This is a genomic window from Streptomyces sp. NPDC088116 (assembly GCF_044741745.1).
Classification (GTDB): Bacteria; Actinomycetota; Actinomycetes; order Streptomycetales; family Streptomycetaceae; genus Streptomyces.
In genome coordinates, this window is sequence record NZ_JBIUTF010000006.1 from 517,572 (window position 1) to 537,999 (window position 20,428).

Consider the following 20,428-nt stretch of genomic DNA (forward strand, 5'->3'; position numbering starts at 1 on the left):
GGTTTCTGCCGTCGAAGATCGAGTGGTCTGGAGCCTGCGCACGATGCGAGAGCACGCATGATGACGAGTCCGGCCCCGGAGTTCGAGGGGTCCCCCAATCCACCGGAGTCCCAGCAGGCGGCCGGCGGGCTGATCATCTTTTTGAACGGCACGTCGAGTTCGGGGAAGTCGAGCATCGCGAAGGAACTCGTCGGAGTTCTCGATGAGCCGTGGTTTCACATGCCCGTGGACGCGTTCCATGCCATGCGATCAGGACCCGAGTTGCCCCCGGACCAGCTCCGTGTCGTACTCAGACGCACCTGGATGGGGTTTCACCGTGCGGTCGCCGGCATGGCCGCGGCCGGAAACCACATCGTCGTGGATCACATCCTGAGCGAGCCGTGGCGCCTTCACGATTGCCTGGCTCTGTTCTCCCCTCAAAACGTCGTCCTCGTGGGAGTGCACTGCCCTGTGCGGGAGCTGGAACGCCGGGAGCAGGCACGTGGTGATCGTCCGGCGGGGCTGGCCGCCCGCCAGTTCGACCGCGTCCATGCCCATGGCATCTATGACATCGAGTGCGACACCGGCAGTGCGAGCCCGCTCGAGTGTGCTCAGCAGATCAAGACGTTCCTTCACCGGCGGCCCACCCCTACCGCGTTTGAACGTATGAGACCAGAGGGCCACGGCCACCCAGAAGACTGATGCACAGAGGTCGGCTCGCAGGCAGGCAGTCCCGCAGACAGATCATGAAGCCTGCGGGACAAGTCCGTGAAGTACGTCACAGCACCGCGAGCGGACCGCGCCTGCCGTGCAGGGCCTGCCGCCGGCAACGACCCGCCCCCGTCGGCCGATCCGAGGAGGCCCGGCGACGAACCCGGCGATACGGAATCCCGGGGCGACTTAGGTCACCCTTCCCTGTCGAGGCATACGCTGGTAAAGGTGGTGAGGTTCCGCCAACACATCGGAAGTTTCTCCATGTATCAGGACAACACCACCGGCCTCACCCCCTTCACGATCGACCTGACCTTCGAAGAAGCCCGTCGCCGGGCCGAGGTCGTGGCCGCGCTCGGGCCCGACTGGGATCCGGTGGCCGTTCTCCGGGGCGAGGACCAGGCGTACGCGCTCCTCTACTCGGGTCTGGACGCCGAGCAGCAGCGCACCTATGACCTGCTGGTCGCGGCAGGTGTTCTGCCGGGTGAGGAGCCGGGCCGTGCGGCTGCCCATTGATCCGCAGGCGGACATCGCCCGCCGTGCCTGGGTGGCCTGCCCCGTCTGCGACGACGCCCGCCGTTGCGTGAGCTGCGCGGATCGCCGCAACTGCGCTGAGCACTGGCGCTATCTCATCTCCAGCAACGGACCGGTCGTCCACCTTCAGTGCCCGCGATGCACGCACATGTGGTCACTGAACACCCGGCCCGGCGCCACCTGCCGCGACGACGGCACCCCCCGCCCCTGACCCTGATGCCGTGGCTCGCGCCGCGTTCGGTGGGCCGCCCGTGAGCAGGCCACCGAACGCGTCCGCGCAAGCCGTCGTCAGGGTGTCATGAGCTGTCGGAGAGCGGGGACAGCCTCACCACCGTCCCCTCGCCGTTGGCCGAGAGGAGAAGGGAACCGTCCTGGGCGGCCGCGAGGCCCGCGAACAGGCGCGGTGAGCCGGGCATGCCATGGACGAACAGCGCGGGCTCGGTACGACGGGACACGCCCGGCGGCGGACCGACCGCCAGGTCCCTGGCGTCGACCCGGGTCTCCCCCGTGGTGAGCGAGACCGCTCGCAGAGTCCGGTGCTCGGCTTCCACCGTGAACAGTTCGGTACCCAGGATCGCCAGCCCCTGGGGTGCGCCGAGCCCCTCCGCGACGGCCACCGTCCGGCCGTCCTCGATCCGGAACACCGCCCCGAGCCGGTCGTCACTGACGTAGCACCGCTGCTCCGCGTCGAAGGCGACGTCCACGGGGTGTTCGAGCCCCTCCACGAGCACGGTGACGGTGTCCGTGTCATCAATGGCCAGGACCCGGCCCGCTCCCGCCTCGGCGACGATCAGTGTGCCGTCCGTCCCCACGGTGATGCCCAGGGGCTGGTCGAGCCCGGTGGCCCGTACCCGACTCGTCTTGCGCTCGGGATCGTAGGTCTGCACGTTGCCGTACTGCGATGTGAGGTGCAGGAGCCCGCTGTCGGCGGCGATGCCGTGGCAGAAGTGCAGCAGGTCGTGCGTCAGCACGCCGCCGGGCTGCTCCAGCCCCGGTTCCGGCTCTCCGCCGTCGGTGTTCTCCGGACTCGCGAGACGGTAGTGGTCGGCCGCGTACACCGTGCCGCCGAGATCGATCGTCACCCCGAACGGGCCGTCGAAACCGCCGGGCACGATCTCCCGGGTCCGGCCGTCGGGGTACATCTCCGTCACCCCGCCGCCGGCGAAGCTGGAGACGAACATCCGGTTCTGCTCGTCGAACGCCGCGTTGTCCAGCCCGGCGACGCCACTGGTGATCATCGACCGTGAGCCGGTCCCGTGAAGGTCGACGCGGGTCACGAAGCCGGCCACGCCACGCGACAGGACGAGCATGACGCCGGCCCGGTCGAAGCGCACGGCGACCGGTTCGTGCACGTCCTCCGCGACGACTTCCGGTGCGCCGCCGTCGAGCGGAATGCGCCAGACCTGGTTGGTCATCATGTGCGGGTAGTACAGACAACCGTCCGGGCCGACCTGCATCGCGTTGCCGAAAGCCAGTCCCTCGGTCAGTACCACCGGGTCCCGGCCGTCCGGGAACAGTTCCATCAGACGGCCGTTCATCTTCATCTCGTTGACGAACAGCCGGTCGCCGACGAAGGTGATGCCGTTGGGTACCTTCACCTCCTCGCAAACCAGCGTGTACACGCCCTGCGGAGTGCGCCGCCACACCCTTCCGGGGACCAGGTCGGTGATGTACATCGACCCGTCCGGCCCGAAGGCGAGGTCGTCCGGGGACTGGACGGGACCGTCCATCGGCACCACCACCTCCACGTCCCCGTCGGCCGGGTCCACGGCGCTGATCTGCCCGGCGAGGAACTGGGCCGCGTACAGCCTTCCGTCGGGCCCGAAGGCCACACCGTTCGAACCCCACAGCGGGGTCGGCATGTTGAGCCTCCGAGCGGCCCAACGGCCGCTCGTGGCCGCCGGGTGACGGCCGCTCCCGTCGAATCGGCTGGGCCACACCGTCTCTGTCTCTCCCACTTTCACTCGCCGCCGCTCACTCGGCGCCGACGACGACATCGCTCATGCCGCCGTCCTCGCGCCAGCGCTTGAGCAGCGCGTGAAAGGCGACCGGGCCCTCGCCGTAGGATTCGCTGCGCTGCCGGGGCCTGCCCTCGTTGTTGTAGTAGCCGGGGGTGCACTCGGCCTGGAACTTGTACAGGTCGGGCGCGTTCTCACGGATCGTGGCCACCCAGGCGGCCTCGGCCTGCTCGGTCGGCTCGACGTAACGGGCGTCGCGCTTGCGGGCCTCCGCGACGACCTCGGCGACGTGGGTCGCCTGCTCGTCGAGGATGTGCACGTAGTTGACGGCGCTGGCGTTCTGGAGCGGGCCGAGCTGGTAGAAGTTCGGGAAGCCGTGGCTGTAGAAGCCGTGCAGCGTCTTCGGACCGTTCTGCCAGGACTCCATCAGGGCGACGCCGTCCCGGCCGTACACCGGGAGCTTTCCGGACAGGGCCCCTGAGACACCGACCTCGAACCCGGTCGCGAAGACGATGCAGTCGACTTCGTACTCGATGCCGCCGACGACGACGGAGTTCTCCGTGATCCGCTCGACGCCGTGGCTGTCGGCCGTGTCGACCAGGGTCACGTTGGGCCGGTTGAACGTCTGAAGGTACGTGTCGCTGAACGTGGGCCGCTTGCACATGTAGCGGTACCAGGGCTTGAGCTTCTCGGCCGTCGCCGGGTCCTCCACGACGGAGTCCACCCGGGCGCGGATCTCGTTCATCTTCTGGAAGTCGGCGATCTCGTAGAGGCGTTCACGCTCCTCCACCGGAATGTCGTCATAGGCGCTGCTGGGAATGAGTTTCTGCTGCAACCGGGCGCTGCTGGTCCAGCCGTCGGACACCAGGTCCTCGTCCACCCGGCCCCCGGTGACGAGTTCGAGGAAGTTCTCCCTGCGGCGCCGCTGCCATCCGGGAGTCAGCGACTCGGCGAGGTCCGGCTTCGTCGGGTAGTTGTTCCGCACGTCGACGGAGGAAGGCGTGCGCTGGAACACGTACAACTGCTGGGCGTCGGCCCCGAGATGCGATACGCACTGGATGGCGGTCGCGCCGGTGCCGATGACCGCCACGCGCTTGTCGGCGAGCTTGTGCAGGTTCCCGTCCGCGTCACCGCCCGTGTAGGCGTAGTCCCAGCGGCTCGTGTGGAACGTGTGCCCCGCGAAGGTCTCGATCCCGGGGATGCCGGGGAGCTTCGCCTGGCTGAGCGTTCCGCTGGAGATCACCACATGGCGCGCCCGTATGCGGTCCCCGCGATCCGTGCTGACGATCCACTCCAACGCGGCGTCGTCCCAGCGCAGTTCGGTCACCTGGGTCTGGAAACAAGCGTCGCGGTAGAGGTCGAAGTGGCGTCCGATGGCCTGCGCGTGCTGCCGGATCTCCTCTCCCGGGGCGTACTTCCACTTCGGGAGGTAACCGACCTCTTCGAGCAGGGGCAGGTAGATGTACGACTCGATGTCGCAGTGGATGCCCGGATACCGGTTCCAGTACCAGGTCCCGCCGAAGTCCCCGGCCTTCTCGACGACCCGGATCGACTCGACGCCGGCCTGGCGCAGGCGCGCTCCCGCGAGCAGACCGCCGAAACCTCCCCCGATGACGAGCGCCTCGACCCGGTCGTTCAGCGGGGCGCGGTCGACGGCCTGGTCGGTGTACGGGTCATCGGCGTAGTAGCCGAACTCGCCGTCGACGCGCTGGTACTGCCCGCTGCCCTCGGGGCGGATCCTGCGGTCGCGCTCGGCGCGGTAGCGGGCGCGCAGCGTGTCCGGGTCGAAACCCGGCTCCCGCTGGTCCTGAGGGGTGGAGCCGGGCGAAGCGCCTGACGGGGTGTTGGGGCTGGACATGCGTTGCCTCTTCCTCTCTGAAGGGCTTGAGTCGCGCGGCGACAGGGAGTTGATGTCGCGGCGGCCCAGTGGGGAACGCTGGGGCTGCGTGATGAGTCGACCGGGGCTGCGTGGTCGGTCGGCCGGGGGTACGTGGTCGGTCGGCCGGAGTTACGTGGTGAGTCGGCCGCGGCTGTACGGTCGGTGGGCCTGGGCCACGTGGTGAGCCGGCCGGGGCTGCGCGGTGAGCCGGCCTGGGCTGCGCGGTCGGTCGGATGGCGAGGGCCGGGCCGGGCGGACCGCCGCTTCTGTCATGACGTCCTTTCGTGCTTTCGCGGTCACCGGTCGGGAGTGACGGGTGCGATCCAGAGTCCGGTGATCGCGTCGATGAGCCCGGTGGCATAGGAGTGCCAGTTGCTCCGGGCGGTGGGGGCGCCGTCGGCCAGGGCGCGTTCGCGTTCGGCGAGCATGTGCACCAGGATGTTGCGGACCAGGTCGCCTCGTTCGATCCGGACGAGGGGCGGCAGGGCGGGCATGCACCGGTTCAGTCCGTCCAGGGTCCGCTGCAAGGACGGCCCGAACGTCTCGTCGATCATGAGTTCGCGCAGCACGGGATCGGACATCACCTGGGCCCCGAACCGCCCGTACCAGGTGGGGCTGCCCAGTTCGGCCAGGTGCTCGGCCGCCGGTCGGACCAGGCAGGCCACCCAGTCCCGTACTTCGGTGGAGTCGCCGGTTTCCTCCAGCATGCGGGCCCGGATGGCGGCGATCCGCTCGTCGCGGTGACGGACGATCGCCAGGACGAGGTCCGTCTTGGTGCCGAAGTGGTAGCCGACGGCGGCGTTGTTGCCCTGTCCCGCGGCCTCGCTGATCTGCCGGTTGGAGACGGCGATCACCCCGTGTTCCGCGAACAGGCGCTCGGCCACGGCGAGGATCGTTTCCTTGGTCGCGTCGGCCCGGTGGGAGCGCGCTCTGGAGACCACCGTCACCACCCCACCAGGGGCTCGCACGGCCCTACGGGCGGCTCCGGCGCGCCATTCGCCGACAGTGGACAGGTCAGTGTCCTGAGCTCTTCCCGGATCATCGCGGTCCCCTTCCGTCATGAGCGTTCCGTCATGAGCGTTCCGTCGTTCGCGTACATGATCAGTGAAACCAGCTTGCTAATGTAAGTCAAGCAACTGAATTAAGAATCGGCCATTGCCGCCCCACACCACGCGGAGGTTTGAGTGGCGCCCAGCGCTTCACCTCAGACAGGGGAAACCCCCGAAGAAGCCCAGCGGGAGACGACGAAAGGCCTGGTGGCCGTGCTCGCGCTGGCCGGGGTGACCGTCGCCCTGATGCAGACGATCGTGATCCCGCTCATACCCGAGCTGCCCCGGCTGCTGCACGCCTCGGCGGCCGACACGAGCTGGGCGATCACCGCCACCCTGCTCGCCGCGGCCGTCGCGACCCCGGTCATGGGGCGGCTGGGCGACATGTACGGCAAGCGGCGCATGCTGCTGACCAGCCTCGCCCTGCTGGTGTCCGGGTCGGTGGTCGGTGCGCTCAGCGACAGCCTGGCACCCATGATCGTCGGCCGGGCGCTCCAGGGCCTGTCCGCCGGTGTCATCCCGCTGGGCATCAGCATCATGCGCGACGAACTGCCCGCCGAGCGGCTCGGATCGGCGACCGCGCTGATGAGCGCCTCCCTGGGCATCGGCGGCGCCCTCGGCCTTCCCACAGCCGCTTTCCTGGCCCAGAACACCGACTGGCACGTGCTGTTCTGGGGAGCCGCGGGCATGGGCGCGCTGGCCGCGGTCCTCGTCCTGGTTCTCGTACCGGAATCCAGGATCCGTACCGGCGGACGCTTCGACATGGTGGGAGCCGTCGGGCTGCCGGCCGCGCTGGTGAGCCTGCTGCTGGCCATCTCCAAGGGCGCGGACTGGGGATGGACCAGCCCGCTCACCCTGGGGCTGCTCGCGACGGCCGCGATCGTTCTGGTGCTCTGGGGCCGGTGGGAACTCCGTACGACGCAGCCTCTGGTGAATCTGCGCGCCACGACCCGCGGTCAGGTACTGCTGACCAACATCGCCTCCGCCGTGTTCGGCTTCGCGATGTTCGCCAACTCCCTCGTCATGCCTCAGGTACTCCAGCTGCCCGAGTCCACCGGCTACGGTCTCGGTGCCTCGATGGTCACCGTGGGCCTCGTGATGGGGCCCTCCGGACTCGTGATGATGGTGATGGCGCCGGTCTCCGCGTACATCACCCGGACACAGGGCCCGAAGGTGACGCTGATGGTGGGCGCCCTGGTCGTCGCCACCGGGTACGGGGCGAGCATCGGCCTGATGTCGGCGATCTGGCAGCTGGTGGTGGTCTCGACCGTGATCGGCGCCGGGATCGGACTGGCCTACGGGGCGATGCCCGCGCTGATCATGGGCGCGGTACCGGTGTCGGAGACCGCCGCGGCGAACAGCTTCAACACCCTGATGCGTTCGGTCGGTACGTCGATGGCCAGCGCCGTGGCCGGTGTCGTCCTCGCGCAGATGACCACCGCCCTCGGACCGGTCGAGCTGCCCTCGCAGAACGGTTTCCGTACCGTCATGGCGATCGGCGCGGGCGCGGCCCTGGTCGCTTTCGCCATCGCGTCCTTCCTGCCGGGCAAGCGCCCGGACACCGCGCCGGCGGCGCATCCGGAGCCCGGCGCACGCGCGGTTGCCGAAACGCGGACCGAGACCGCGTGAGGAGCCGGGCTCACAGGTGGGGCACGGCTCTGGGCTGCGACGCCGCCCCACCCGTGCGCCCGGCCTCCATGTGCGGCATCCGTCCCGGCTCGCTCGGGCGGGGACCACGAAGGCCGTCATGTGGCACAGTCATGCCGTGGATGCACTGCGACCTCAAGACCCGGCGCGAATAGGCGCGTACCAGCTCCTCGCGCGTCTCGGCGCGGGCGGCATGGGCCAGGTGTACCTCGGCCGGTCACCCGGTGGACGGCTGGTGGCCGTGAAGGTGATCCGTGACGAGATAAGCGAGCACCCCGAGGCGCTGGCCCGATTCCGGCGGGAGGCCGCGACCGTGGAGGTCGTACGCAGCGCCTACACGGCCCAGTTGATCGAGGCGTCACTCGACGCGTCCCCCTACTGGCTGGCCACCGAGTACGTGGCCGGGCCCACTCTGCGGGGCGCCGTGGCCGCGAGTGGCCCGTTCCCGCCGGACAGTGCCCTGCGGCTGCTCGCGGCACTCGCCGAGGGACTGGCCGCGGTCCATCTCCACGGTGTCACGCACCGGGACCTGAAACCACAGAACGTCATACTCTCGCCGCAGGGCCCGCAGTTGATCGACTTCGGTATCGCGCGAGGACTCGAACAGACGATTCTCACCCAGGACGGGATGGCGCCCGGGACACCGGGGTACGCGGCGCCCGAGGTCGTCCTGCGCAACGACGTCGGGCCGCCGGCCGATGTCTTCGCACTGGGGGCGACGCTCGCGTACACGGCGACCGGTCGCCCCCCCGTACGGCACGGGAGACTCGGCGGTGGTGAGTTACCGGGCCGTGCACGAGGACATCGACCTGACGGGGGTACGGCCCGAGCTGGCCGCGCTGATCCGGCGGTGTGTCGCCAAGGACCCGGCCGATCGGCCGGAGTTGTCCGCCGTGATCGCCGGATGCGCGGTGGACTCGGCGCTGGCGACGGACACCCACTACCGCTCGGTCGCCCACAGCGCCGACCCCGTGCCCGTATCCGCGTCCGTACCGGGGAAGTTGAGCACGCCGTCCTCGTCGTTCACTACACAGGTGCTGTCGGAGCCGGAACCCGGGACAGAGGCCACGACACGGCAGCGGGACCGCGAGCCGGTGGACCAGGTGGCGCAAGGAGGGGGCGCGCCGGTACGCCCTGAGTCACCCGGCACCACGCCGTACGACCGGCCGGATCTCCATCAGGCCCCCGCTCCCGGCCCACGGCGCAGAGCCTGGCTCGCGGCATGCGCGGTGGTGGTCGCTGCGACGGTGGCCGTCTGGCTGCTCCCGGAAACGGACAGCAAGAGCCAGGGGGAGGCACCGAGCACAGGAGTCACCGGCTCAGGGGCGCGGACCGCGTCCGGACCGACTGCCGGCGCCCCGGCCGGACGACCGCCGGACCACATCCTGAACGACCGTGTCTCGCAGGACCGTTGGGTCCTCTCGGACGATCCGGAGCAGGCCGCCCAGGGCATCGGCTTCTGTGAGCTGGCCGGCCTCGCCGAGTCCTCACCGCCGATGGACCTTCAGTCCTCCGTATCGCACACCACCGGCACGGACACCGCCTCGTTGGAGCTGCGCCCCAAGGACACCGGGCAGGGGAAGCGCCCAGCGCCGTACTACGTATCGGTGGGCGTACGTCCGCCACACGAGACCGACCGCGGCACCGGCCGTCCCATGCGATCCGTCGGCAAGGGCATCGGGTTCACCAGCAAGCCCTTCGACATCTACTCCCGGTGGTCGTCGGGCGGAACCGTCAGACTCAGGTACCCCGACGACTTCCGGGCCCACTTCGAGGGAGGGGTCGTCGACGCGATCCCGGTGGGCGACGACAGGGGTGACTGGACAGTGGTGCTCTACCACGTCGAGGGCGGACCCAAGGAGTACACGTCCGTCGTGTGCAACGGATTCCACGCCTGAGACGGTGTCAGGCCGTGTCGTATGTCGGCTCACTCGTCCCCGGTTGTCGGCTCACTCGTCCCGGTGCCTCCGTCACCCCTTGACGTCATGCGCCCGCCGGGGATCGCGGGACGGTCCTTACGAGTTCGTGCGCGGTCAGCGGTGAGACGCTGAGCTCGACCGGCTCCTGACCACGCTCGTGAACCTTCGCCACGGTGTCACTCATGACGTGCCGGCCTGCCGGTTCGGCGGGGACCGCTCGACTGTCACCCGGGCCATCGGCGAGGTGCGGTCCCTGCTCGCGGACCGGGGATGCGCCATCAGCCCCGGCATGCGGCCGCGAACCCTGGCCGGCGGTCCAACAGTCGAGATCCTTGCCGATGCCGGCCACCAGGGACTCCGGACCGCACACGCGGGCAAGTTGGAGGTGACGAAGCATAAGGGATAACATGACCTAGTTGCCCCAAGCAACTAGTAAGTGGTGCCCTGACCCTTCACCCCCGACGTCCCGTCGGAAGCGCGCACCACGTCCGTAACGCACCTACCGCTGGCGCCGGCACCCGCATGACCGCGCCAGGTCAGGAGGAACCACACATGCCCGTCGTCGAACCGAACTTCCGCACCCACGTGGAGGAGAACCTCGACGCGCTGGGAGTCTCACCCGAGCGCGAGGCGCTGGTGCACCAAGGGCGGCGCATCACCGCCGGCGCGTTCAGCGACCTCGTCCACCGCATGGCGTGGGCACTTCACGCCCAGGGCGTCGAGCGCGGCCAGACCGTCACCCTGCTGAGCGGTAACCTCCCGGAGGCCATCGCCGTACGCTACGCCGCCAACCTCATCGGCTGCCGGGTCAACCACCTCTACAACAAACTCGCCGCCGACGTGCAGGCGACGATCGTCCGGGACGTCGAGAGCCGCACGCTGATCGTCGACCCCGACTACGACGAACGTGCCGCGGGTGTGATCGGCCTGGCACCGGTCCCGACCGTCCTCACCCTCGGCCCGGCGAAGGTGGGCGTCGATCTGCTGGAGCTGGCAGCCGAGCAGACCGGCGAACCGTTCGCGAGCCAGGCCCGGCCGCACGACGTCTGCTCCATCCGGCACACCGGCGGCACGACCGGCCATCCCAAGGGCATCTGCGGCACCTTCGAGCAGATGCAGGCGTTCCGCGGGGAGACCCGCGCACAGCGGGAGGCACAGGCGGACGCTCCCGACGCCGCCGGCCGGTTGGCGGACTCACTGCGAGCACGGGACGAGGAGCCCCCGCGACTGCTGGTGTGCACCACGATCGCGCACTTCAGCGGGATGCTGGTCGACGCCGTGCTGCACGCGAACGGCACGGTCGTACTGCTCCCCGACTTCGACCCGGCCACCGTGCTCTCCACGATCGAGCGCGAACGCATATCCCACCTGTTCCTGCTTCCGCCCCTGCTGTACCAGCTCATCGACCACCCGGACGCGGCGGTGACGGACACCTCCAGCCTGCGCAGCCTGACGTACGGAGGCTGCCCCTCCTCCCCGGCCCGGATCGCCGACGCCATCCGACGCCTGGGCCCGGTATTGCTGCAGTTCTACGGCCAGAACGAGGCGGGCGGCGTCAGCGTCCTGCATCCGGAGGACCACGACCCCGAGCGCCCGGAGCGGCTGCGGTCCGCCGGAAAGGTACTGCCCTGGGTCGAGGTGGCGATCCGTGACGAGTCCGGACGCGACCTGCCCCTCGGCGAGCACGGCGAGATCTGCGTACGGTCCGCGAGCATCATGCAGGGCTACTGGAAGCAGCCCGAGTTGACCGCCGAGGTGCTTCGGGACGGCTGGGCGCACACCGGCGACGTGGGCTTCCTCGACGCCGACGGCTACCTCACCATCGTCGACCGGCTCAAGGACATGATCGTCGTGGTCGGCGGACATGTGTACACCAGCGAGTTGGAGGACCTGCTCAACTCCCATCCGCAGGTGCACCAGAGCACCGTCTTCGGTGTGCGCGACGCCGACCGCGTGGAGCGTGTGCACGCGGCGGTCGTCACCGCTCCGGGCAGCGACCTGCGGCAGGAGCAACTGCGCGCCCTGGTACGGGAGGAGCGGGGCGCGATGTACGAACCGGCCGACATCACCTTCGTGGACGCGCTGCCGCTGACCGACGCGGGCAAGCCGGACAAGAAGGCACTGCGTCGGCAAGCCGAGGAGCAGCGCGCCACGGCCTGACGGTCGTGCCACCGGGCCGGGATCGCACCGGTGCCGTACGGATCACGGTCCGTGGTCCGTACGGTGCCCCGCGACGGCGGCGCGTCGGCCTCAGTGGTTCTGGCCGGCCGCCGCCCAGCCGATCAGGGCGCCGCGCAGTGCGGCCACCAGGCAGGTGGCCGCCTCGTCCTCGGGGCGTCCGCTCTTGATGAGGTCGAGGATGTCCCGGGGGTCGAACAGGCCGTTCCAGAGGAACAGGGCCTCGTCCCCGAGGTCCCCGAGCCCGAGTTCCTCGGTGGTCTGCCGCAGGGGCTCGGCGAGCGCCTCGGCCTGCGGGGCGAGATAGCCGGTGCCCTCACGCAGCCGTTCGAGGTATCCGCGGTGTGAGCGCATCTGGGCCATCGCCCCGCCGTGTTCGAGGACGAGCGACACCCAGTAGCGGGACACCGCCTCCAGTCTCACCATGCCCCGGGTGGTCTGCCGCGCGCTGAAGTCCCTCAGTTCGGAGCCGACTTGCGCCCGGAAGGCGTGCAGGATCTCCTCGACGGAGGAGAAGTGCCGGTAGGCCGTCGCGGTGGACACCTCGGCGTGTTTGGCGATCTCGGCCAGACTGACCGGCGTCGGCGAGTTCTCGAACAGCAGCGCGGCGGCCTTGATGAGGTACCTGCGGTTGCGCTCGGTGTCACTGCGCATGGGTCGACTCCCCCGTTGCTGTGAGACGGCGTTCACTGAAGAGCCGAGAGGCCGCGAGCCAGTCGGCGGACGCCCTCGGTGATGGATTCCGGGCTGGCAGCGTACGACAACCGCAGGTGGCCTTCGCCCCGGGCGCCGAACTCGCTTCCCGGCCGGACGGCGACGCCGTGCGCACGCAGCGCGGCGACGACCTCGGCCGACGGCAAGTCGAGGTCGTAGCGCGGGAATTGGTAGAACGCCCCCTCCTGTTCGCTCAGTGTGAGGCCCGGGATCGCGGCCAGTTCCGCGCGCATGATCTCGCCGCGCCGCGCGTACGCGGCACGCATCCTGGCGATGTCGGCGTCGCAGGTCCGCACCGCGACGAGCGCGGCGTCCTGGACGACGGTGTTCATGGACCCGTTGACGGTGTTGTGGATGCGCGCGGACGCCTGGATGAGCGGCGACGGGCCCCAGAGGTAGCCGACGCGCCAACCGGTCATCGCGTAACTCTTGGAGAAGGTCTGGCAGTAGACCGTACGGTCGCGCAGGCCGTCGACCGAGACCGTGGAGGTGAACGGCCGGCCCGTGTGGTCGAGGTCGGAGTACGCCTCGTCCGAGATGACGATCGTGGGCGTGCCGTCGAGCAGACCGGCGAGCGCTTCGAGTTCGTCGCGGCGGTGCACGATTCCGGTCGGATTGACCGGGTTGCAGAACACGAAGAGCTTCGCACCGGTGAGGGCGTCGGCCAGCCGGTCGAGGTCCCAGTGCAGGTCCGGCCCGAGCGGCACGGGCACGACGACGCCCCCGGCCATCCTCACCAGGTCGGCGTAGAGGGAGTACGTGGGGTCGGGGACGACCACCTTGTCACCGGGGTTGACGATGCCGAGGACCGACGCGGCGAGACCGGCCGTTCCACCCTGGGTGATCAGGATGTCGGCGGCTGACACCGGTGCCCCCGCGATGCCGGCGAGCTTCTCGGCGAGCGCTTCGCGCAACGCCGGTTCGCCGAGCACTGGCGAGTAATGGGTGCGTCCGGCGCGCAGCGAGGCGTGGGCCGCCTCGGTCACCTGCTCGGGCGTGTCGAAGTCGGGCTCGCCCATGGCGAGGGAGACGAGGTCGCCTCCGGACTGCGGTTGCTGCGTCCGGCGGGAGGCCGCGGCGATCCGGGCGACGGCGTCGGCGGGAGCGAAGGGGGGCGGCGTGGTGGCGGTGGTGGGCGGCATGCGTTCCTCCTGGAGACGAGAGGTGGTCAGTTGTGGGGTGAGGCGTCGGCGGGAGCGCCCGCCCAGCGGCTGATCTCGATGTCGGCGGAGGTGTCGCGCTGCCGGGTGGGGGCCACCACGATCTCCTGGAGGACGACCCGCTGGGGAAGCGTGACCGCGAGGCGGATGGCCTCGGCCACGTCCTCGGACCGCAGCATGTGGGCGCGTTCCTCGGCGGCCGGCGGCCGGGCCCGGTTGTCGAGGATGGGGGTGTCCGCCTCACCGGGCAGCACGGTGACGGCCCGCAGGCCCTGGTTGCGGAAGGTGTTGTGCAGGAAGGTCATGAAGTTGCGGACACCGGCCTTGGCCGCGCCGTAGGCGGCCCCGCCGAGCAGGTTGGGGTTGACGGCGGCGAGCGAGGAGACCGTGACGATCGTTCCGGTGCCGCGGCCGAGCATGTCGGGGAGCACGGCCTGGGTGAGCTGGAAGACCGCCGTGAGGTTCACGTCGAGAACGTGGCGCCACTCGTCGTGCGGCAGCCACTGCGGGTTGAGCACCGACGAGGCACTTCCCGCGTTGTTGATCAGAATGTCGACGGGACCGAGTTCGGCGTGGACGCGGTCGATGACGCGCGCCACGTCGTCCGGGCGGGTGATGTCCGCCGCGATCGCGTGGGCGGTGCCGCCCTCGGTGTGGATCGTGTCCCGGACGTCGTCGAGCGCCTTCTGCCGGCGGCCGACGAGTACGACGGTGGCGCCGTCCCGGGCGAGAAGTCTCGCGGTCTCGAGCCCCATTCCACTGCCGGCTCCTGTGATGAGCGCGGTCTTGCCGGCCAACGTCACCGTTCCTCCTCCATGAACAATCCGGACCCTGAATGATCTGAGATCTGAATTATGATATGAGATCTGAATTCCAAATGAGAATAACTTCTCATCTATCGTTGCGACAAGGGCGTCGCGAAGCCGAATGCTCCGAACGCCTGGGCCACCGCGCGCTCAAGCGCTCGCACCTCGCCCTCCCGCTCCGCGTGGCCCCGGAGCGAGGTCTCCCGGTCGATCCAGCGGAACCGCAGCTCCCGGCCCGGTCCTGCCTGCCCCAGCAGAGGGAGCGAGCCCCGTGAGGCGACTGCGACAATCGGGTATCCGGCCGTCAGGCTCCGGTACCTGCCGAGGACGATGAGCTCGTCCGCGTGCGGAATCTGCAGGGCCCCGACCGGAACCCCGTGCGACACGATCTCGGTGTCGGTGTCGGGGTGGAGCACCGGCCCGTCGAGCCGCAGGCCGACGTGGTTGGAGCGAGCGGTGACGACGTACGTCGATGCCTCGATCACCTCGCGGACCCCGGGAATCGCGTGGATCCCCCCGCTCTCGACCACATCGATGCCCCAGGACCCTTCCGCGCAGCGCAGGACGGGGACGGGGAGCCGGAACAACGGCGGCTCGAAGACCCCGCGCCGGAAACCCCGGAACTCCGTCTCCAGCCGCACTCTCGTTCCTCGGGCGAGGACCTGCCCGAACCCCATCCGCGCGTCCGGGGCCGCGCTGCCGAGGAAGGTCCGCGCGGCGACCGCGCCGTTCACGGCCAGGTAGGTACGGGTTCCCGGGCCGGTGTCGCAGCGCACCCGGATCTCGCGGCCGGCCGGTACCGCCACCGGCGACCAGCTGTCGACCGGTACGTCGCCGACGGTCACCCGGGCGGGGGCGCCGGTCACGGCGACCAGGACGTCCGCGTCGGGGACCAGCGCCAGTTCGCCCCCGAGGTTCTCGATCAACGTCGCGCCGCGCGCGTTGCCCACAAGGACGTTCGCGACGACCGCGGAGTGCTGGTCGGCCGCGCCGCCGGTGGGAACACCGCGGCGCTCGGTGTCCCGGCGGCCGAGATCCTGGAACGTCGTGATCCATCCCGTGCCGGTGATGTCGAGGCCCACGGTCGTCATACCGGCACCTCCATGGGCAGCAGGAAGCCCGCGTCCAGCGCCGCCGCCTCGTCTCTCGTGACGGGGACGAACCGCACGAGGTCCCCCGTACCGAACGAGACGGGGTCCGGGCGGGAGATGTCGACGATGGTGTGCGGCGTGTGTCCGACCACCCGCCAGCCGGTCGGGCCGGGGAACGGCTGAATGATCGCGTGGGTACCGGCGATCATGATCGCACCGGGCGCGACGTCCGTACGCGGCTCGGCGCGCCGCCGTACCGGCCTGGGCACCCTGAGCCCGTCCATCATCGGAGCCATCGCCGCGCCCAGGAGAGAGATCGTGAACGTGGACTCCGCGATCGCCTCGACGACTTCGGCCGTGGCCAGGCCCACTTCCTCGGCGACGGACGCCAGATCAGGTCCGGCCTCCTCGTCGAAGACGACCGGGATGGCGAACCGGCGGACCGGACGCGGCCGTGCCCGGTCGCCGGCCGGCATCCGTTCCGCCAGCAGCCGGGCCGCGTACACGATGTGCGGGAGCGCGGTCTCCAAAGGGTCGAACTCGATGAGCAGCGACTCGAGACCGGAGACGACATCGAGCACGCCGTGAGGGCGGTACGCCAGGAAGCGATCGCGGAAGGTGACGATCGCGGCCCTGCGGATCGCCTGGTCGGCATGGGGAACGGTCACCATCACCGCCGAGTCCCCGAAGGGCTCGACGGTGACGTTGGCCAACTGTGCGGTGGTCATGGTTGATCGCGCGCTCACCCTCAACGGGCGAGCGCCACCTCCGCCTTCTCCACGAGGACGTCCCGCAGGCCCGTGACACGGACGCCCGCCGCGTCGAGTGCGGCACGCAGCGAGGTGCCGTTCTGGAGCACGGTGGGGTGGTCCCCGTGCAGCAGGAGCACATCGGCGTCGTGGCCGAGCGGTACGACGTTGCCGTTGACCGAGCGCACGGTGCCCTCCCGCACGACCTGGACGGACCGCTCGCCGATGAGTGCGGGGTCGTGGACCAGGCCCTCCTCGTGCGAGCGCGGCACGGGCATGCCGTCGTCGCCGTACCCGCGGTCCGCCAGGAACACGTAACCGACCTCGAGGTCGCGCTTGCGCGACTCCTCGGCGAGCAGCCCGCGCTGACAGATGACGATGTAGTCGGAGTTGTACGCGGCGATCGCGTCCGTGATGGCGCGGGCGTGCTTGGCGTCGGTCTGCGCGATCGAGCCCATACGTCCGTGCGGGGCCACATGGCTGATCGTTCCGCCGTGCACACGCGCGAAGGCGTCGAGCGCCCCGAGCTGGTAGAGGACATCGGTACGGATCTCCTCCTCCGACGCCTCGATGAGCCGGCGGCCGAATCCGACGAGGTCGGGGTATCCGGGGTGGGCGCCGAGTTCGATGCCGCGGGCGACGCAGTCGGCGACGGTGCGGTCCATGATGCGCGGGTCACCGGCGTGGAAGCCGCAGGCGATGTTCGACGAGGTGACGAGGCCGAGCAGGGCACCGTCGTCGCCGATCGTGTAGTTGCCGAAGCTCTCGCCGAGGTCGGCGACGACGGCTACCGAGTTGATTCCCATGGTGTCTCCCGGAGGGGTGGCGGTTCGGTGAGATGCGAGTGGTGAGATGCGAGTTCAGTGGGACACGGATCGGTGGGATAGGAGTCAGTGGGATACTCGTCAGTGGGTCGCGAGCGGCCGGCCCTTGGTCTCGCGCAGGAACGCGAGGGTGACCAGAGTGATGGCGGCGGTCACGATGGAGGCGAACGCCGGGATCAGGTTGGAGCCGGTCGACTCGATGAGCTCGGTCATCAGCAGCGGGGCGCTGCCGCCGAAGATGATCGTCGAGATGCTGAACCCGATGCTGTACGCGGAGTAGCGCACGGTGGTCGGGAACAGTTCGGCGAGCACCGTGTGCACCACCGCCGCGTGGCCGGAGAACGCGATCGCGAGCACGGTGGTGCCGACGCACGCGAGGGCGAACTCGCCGGTCGTGATGAGCAGGAACATCGGGTAGGAGACCACGGCCATCGCGACCGCCGACAGGGTCAGCACGGGCTTGCGGCCGATGCGGTCGGACAGCCGGGCCATGAGCGGGATACAGATCACGATGGCGATCAGGCTGACCGCGGTGACCATGAGCGCCCGCAGCATCGGGAAGTTGTGTGCGCCGAGCGAGGTCTTCAGGTAGGTCGGCATGTAGACGAACAGCAGGTAGTAGCCGGGTCCGTTGAGCGCGGGCAGGAAGATCGTGAGCGCGATCGCCTTCAGGTGCCGCGGCGAGGTCAGCGCGGCCTTCAGCGGGTTGCGCACAACGGTGTTCTGTTCGCGCAGCGCCGTGAAGTGCGGGGTCTCCTCCAACTGCCGGCGGATGTAGAAGCCGACGTAGCCGAGCGGGACGGCGAGGAGGAAGGGCACCCGCCAGGCCCAGGAGGCCATCGCGTCGTCGCCGAGTGTGGTGATGAGGACGGCGGAGAAGGCGCTGCCGAACATGAGGGCGACGAACGAACCGACGGCGATGAAGCTCATCATGTAGTTGCGGCGCGCGTCCGGGGCGTACTCCCCGACGAAGGACATGGCGCCGGCCACCTCGCCGCCCGCCGAGAAGCCCTGCAGCACACGGAGCAGGACCAGGAGGACGGGCGCGGCGACACCGATGGCGGTGGAGGACGGGATGAGGCCGATGGCCGCTGTCGCGGTGGAGATGAGCACCAGGAGGGTGGCCAGGAGGCTCTTGCGCCCGATCTTGTCCCCGAGGTATCCGCAGATGACGCTGCCGAAGGGGCGTGCGACAAAGCTGACCAGGAAACCGACGTTGGTGAGGAAGAGTCCTCCGGCCTCGGCCTCGCCCATCATGTTGATCGCGAGGTAGGTGACGAGCAGGCCGTAGATGCCGTAGTCGTACCACTCCACGAAAGAGCCGATCGCGCCGGCGACGGTGGCCTTGCGGACCACCTTGCCGTTCGCGGAGACGACATCGACCGCTGTCGCGTCGGGCTGATCCAACGCGGTCCCGTTCCGGTCTGACGTTATGCCGAGCCGATCTGACGTTGTCATTTCGTTCGCTTTCGGTGTCGCGGACTCCTGGAACGGTGTCCTGAGAATCGTGCGCTTGAACGTGGTCGCTGCCGGCCCTCGCCCTTGCGCCGAGGGGTCGCGCCGGCGTTCCAGGTCCTCGTGGCAAGGCGACGACGGCGTCTCGGCGGAGTTGTGCGGCCCAGGAGCGCGCCGAAGTTCCATGCCGGGCTCCCGACGCGCCGCGCGCTTCGGCTCAGGCCGTCCTCAACTCGCCCGAGTGGGGCAGGAGAAGACGTCACGGCACAGGGGCCGCCGCATAGCGCCGGAGCCAAGTTGCGACTTGAATTTCGAATGAGAATAGATTCGCATTCCGAAGCGGTCAAGGGTCCGCGTTGCCCCGACGTCACCTCTCGCTTCCGCCCCGGTCCGCTCTTCGCCAGAAAGGGAGAAGCACCCGTCGACCGCCGCCCGCCGCCCGAGCCGCGTGACACAAACCCCACCCCGACCAGGCGCATCCGGCCCTCATCGACCCTTGTCTCGCGCCACGGATGGATGCACACTGTCTCTTGCTCTCGCGAAACGCGAAAGCTTTCGCACTTTCTGGGCCGGAGGAATGCCTCATGGCCCCCACGGCCGGGACGGCTGCCCGTCGTACCGGCCGCCCTCCCCGCCATCCGAAGGAGACCGTGATGTCCCACGACAACGTGCGAGTCAACACCGCGTGGCACCGCGTCGACCGCCATATGCTCGATGAGTTCCGCGAGCACTCCGTGGCCAATCTCGGTGACGCCCTCGACCGGCTGAACATCGTCGACGGTGGCATCGCACCGATCTGGACCGGGGCCAAGGCCGTCGGCACAGCGCTCCCGGTCCTCACCGTCGCGGGCGACAACAAGGCCGTGATCGCCGCGCTCGAGCACATCCGGCCCGGTGACATCCTCGTCATCAACGCCTTCGGCCATGATGGCCGCGCCGTCATCGGCGACAACCTCGCCCAGCGATTCGCCGTGTACGGTGCCGTCGGCGCGGTCGTCGACGGCTACGTGCGCGACAGCGCGATCATCGAGGAACTCGGCGTCCCGGTCTTCGCACGCGGGCTCACTCCCGCCGGTCCGTTCAAGAACGGACCGGGCACGATCGGCGAACCGGTCGCCATCGGCGGCGTCGTGGTGAACCCCGGCGACATCGTCGCCGCCGACCACGACGGTGTCATCGTCATTCCGCCGCACCGCGCCGACGAAGCGCTCACGGCGGTGAAGGAGATCGTCGCCCGCGAAACCGAGCTGGACGCCGAGGTCCGAGCGCTGCGCAGCAGCCTCGCGTGAGGACAACCGGACACCGGTCGACGGACCGGCCCAGCGGCACGGCCGCCGCGCCGCTGTCCGGTCGGCGAACTCGGTAGCGCTGTCTTCGCGCGTCGGCAGCGCACCGAGTCGGTGCCGCCCCGGCGAACTACGGGTTCACAGCACGCTGTTCCGCACGCGAGGGGGCCGCGCTCAGCCCTCCATCGCCTCGACGAGGCTCTTGGGACGCATGTCCGTCCAGTTCTCCTCGATGTAGCCGAGGCACGCCTCGCGTGTGTCGCGGCCGTGTGCCACGTCCCAGCCGTCCGGGACCTCGGCGAAGCCAGGCCAGAGGGAGTGCTGCCCCTCGTGATTGACCAGGACCAGGAACTCGGCGTCGGGGTCGTCAAAAGGGTTCATGCCGCATCTCTCCCTTGTCCTTCTTTCCGGTGTGCCGTGCGTCCTACGACGGTACCGGGAGTACCCGGCAGGCGGGCAGGGGTACTACATACGTGGGCCGCCCGCGAC

General features: G+C 69.6%; 19 protein-coding genes and 1 pseudogene. 9 read left to right on the plus strand and 11 right to left on the minus strand.

Features of this window, described 5'->3' with window-relative positions; translation table 11 throughout:
- Positions 1-60: 60 nt before the first annotated feature.
- From ACIOJD_RS25700 to ACIOJD_RS25710, 3 genes are all read left to right on the plus strand, one after another.
- On the plus strand, positions 61-681 hold the full coding sequence (locus tag ACIOJD_RS25700) for a chloramphenicol phosphotransferase CPT family protein (protein ID WP_401918055.1): 621 nt from the start codon (positions 61-63) through the stop codon (positions 679-681).
- Between the two features lie 273 nt (positions 682-954).
- Positions 955-1,206, plus strand: coding sequence for a DUF6400 family protein (locus ACIOJD_RS25705; protein ID WP_401917835.1), 252 nt, complete (start codon positions 955-957; stop codon positions 1,204-1,206).
- Positions 1,190-1,435 (plus strand): hypothetical protein, encoded by a 246-nt coding sequence (locus ACIOJD_RS25710; RefSeq protein ID WP_401917837.1) that lies wholly within the window; start codon positions 1,190-1,192, stop codon positions 1,433-1,435. Before ACIOJD_RS25705 ends, ACIOJD_RS25710 begins: the two co-directional genes overlap by 17 nt.
- Before the next feature lie 85 nt (positions 1,436-1,520).
- On the opposite strand, the gene ACIOJD_RS25715 is transcribed toward ACIOJD_RS25710, so the two are convergent.
- The 3 genes from ACIOJD_RS25715 to ACIOJD_RS25725 form a co-directional block, all read right to left on the minus strand.
- Positions 1,521-3,086, minus strand: a complete 1,566-nt coding sequence (locus ACIOJD_RS25715) for a hypothetical protein (RefSeq protein ID WP_401917838.1) — start codon at positions 3,084-3,086, stop codon at positions 1,521-1,523.
- A gap of 112 nt (positions 3,087-3,198) precedes the next feature.
- Positions 3,199-5,040, minus strand: a complete 1,842-nt coding sequence (locus ACIOJD_RS25720; RefSeq protein ID WP_401917840.1) for a flavin-containing monooxygenase — start codon at positions 5,038-5,040, stop codon at positions 3,199-3,201.
- Positions 5,041-5,357: 317 nt separating this feature from the next.
- Complete coding sequence (locus ACIOJD_RS25725; RefSeq protein WP_401918057.1) at positions 5,358-6,011, minus strand: TetR family transcriptional regulator; 654 nt, start codon at positions 6,009-6,011, stop codon at positions 5,358-5,360.
- A 234-nt stretch (positions 6,012-6,245) separates the two neighbouring features.
- Here ACIOJD_RS25725 and ACIOJD_RS25730 point away from each other — a divergent pair, with 234 nt between their 5' ends.
- From ACIOJD_RS25730 to ACIOJD_RS25750, 5 genes and pseudogenes are all read left to right on the plus strand, one after another.
- Positions 6,246-7,739 carry an MFS transporter gene (locus ACIOJD_RS25730; protein WP_401917842.1) on the plus strand — a complete coding sequence of 498 codons (1,494 nt, stop codon included), beginning with the start codon at positions 6,246-6,248 and terminating at the stop codon, positions 7,737-7,739.
- 211 nt (positions 7,740-7,950) lie between these two features.
- Positions 7,951-8,457: pseudogene (locus ACIOJD_RS25735) on the plus strand (serine/threonine-protein kinase); the annotation flags it as partial.
- Between the two features lie 76 nt (positions 8,458-8,533).
- A complete protein-coding gene (locus ACIOJD_RS25740) occupies positions 8,534-9,655 on the plus strand; it encodes a hypothetical protein (protein WP_401918063.1) in 1,122 nt (373 codons plus the stop codon).
- 166 nt (positions 9,656-9,821) lie between these two features.
- Positions 9,822-10,082: a transposase family protein gene (locus ACIOJD_RS25745; protein ID WP_401918059.1), complete on the plus strand. Its 261-nt coding sequence runs from the start codon at positions 9,822-9,824 to the stop codon at positions 10,080-10,082.
- 146 nt (positions 10,083-10,228) lie between these two features.
- A complete protein-coding gene (locus tag ACIOJD_RS25750) occupies positions 10,229-11,836 on the plus strand; it encodes an AMP-binding protein (protein ID WP_401917843.1) in 1,608 nt (535 codons plus the stop codon).
- Between the two features lie 90 nt (positions 11,837-11,926).
- Here the strand turns inward: ACIOJD_RS25750 and ACIOJD_RS25755 are convergent, their stop codons facing one another.
- From ACIOJD_RS25755 to ACIOJD_RS25785, 7 genes are all read right to left on the minus strand, one after another.
- Positions 11,927-12,508 carry a TetR/AcrR family transcriptional regulator gene (locus tag ACIOJD_RS25755; protein WP_401917845.1) on the minus strand — a complete coding sequence of 194 codons (582 nt, stop codon included), beginning with the start codon at positions 12,506-12,508 and terminating at the stop codon, positions 11,927-11,929.
- Positions 12,509-12,540: 32 nt separating this feature from the next.
- Complete coding sequence (locus ACIOJD_RS25760) at positions 12,541-13,710, minus strand: pyridoxal phosphate-dependent aminotransferase (RefSeq protein ID WP_401917847.1); 1,170 nt, start codon at positions 13,708-13,710, stop codon at positions 12,541-12,543.
- 26 nt (positions 13,711-13,736) lie between these two features.
- The gene (locus tag ACIOJD_RS25765; protein WP_401917848.1) at positions 13,737-14,531 is read right to left on the minus strand and encodes an SDR family oxidoreductase; all 795 of its coding nucleotides are present in this window, start codon (positions 14,529-14,531) and stop codon (positions 13,737-13,739) included.
- Positions 14,532-14,623: 92 nt separating this feature from the next.
- A complete protein-coding gene (locus ACIOJD_RS25770) occupies positions 14,624-15,625 on the minus strand; it encodes a biotin-dependent carboxyltransferase family protein (RefSeq protein ID WP_401917850.1) in 1,002 nt (333 codons plus the stop codon).
- Positions 15,622-16,353, minus strand: coding sequence for an allophanate hydrolase subunit 1 (locus ACIOJD_RS25775; RefSeq protein WP_401917852.1), 732 nt, complete (start codon positions 16,351-16,353; stop codon positions 15,622-15,624). The genes ACIOJD_RS25770 and ACIOJD_RS25775 overlap by 4 nt, the downstream gene beginning before the upstream one ends.
- A 20-nt stretch (positions 16,354-16,373) precedes the next feature.
- On the minus strand, positions 16,374-17,180 hold the full coding sequence (locus ACIOJD_RS25780; RefSeq protein ID WP_401917854.1) for a LamB/YcsF family protein: 807 nt from the start codon (positions 17,178-17,180) through the stop codon (positions 16,374-16,376).
- Positions 17,181-17,279: 99 nt separating this feature from the next.
- Entirely contained in the window at positions 17,280-18,656 is a 1,377-nt protein-coding gene (locus tag ACIOJD_RS25785; RefSeq protein ID WP_401917855.1) for an MFS transporter, read from the minus strand.
- Between the two features lie 650 nt (positions 18,657-19,306).
- Here ACIOJD_RS25785 and ACIOJD_RS25790 point away from each other — a divergent pair.
- Entirely contained in the window at positions 19,307-19,942 is a 636-nt protein-coding gene (locus ACIOJD_RS25790; RefSeq protein ID WP_401917856.1) for an RraA family protein, read from the plus strand.
- A gap of 171 nt (positions 19,943-20,113) precedes the next feature.
- Here the strand turns inward: ACIOJD_RS25790 and ACIOJD_RS25795 are convergent, their stop codons facing one another.
- Entirely contained in the window at positions 20,114-20,320 is a 207-nt protein-coding gene (locus ACIOJD_RS25795; protein ID WP_401917858.1) for an MbtH family protein, read from the minus strand.
- Positions 20,321-20,428 lie beyond the last annotated feature (108 nt).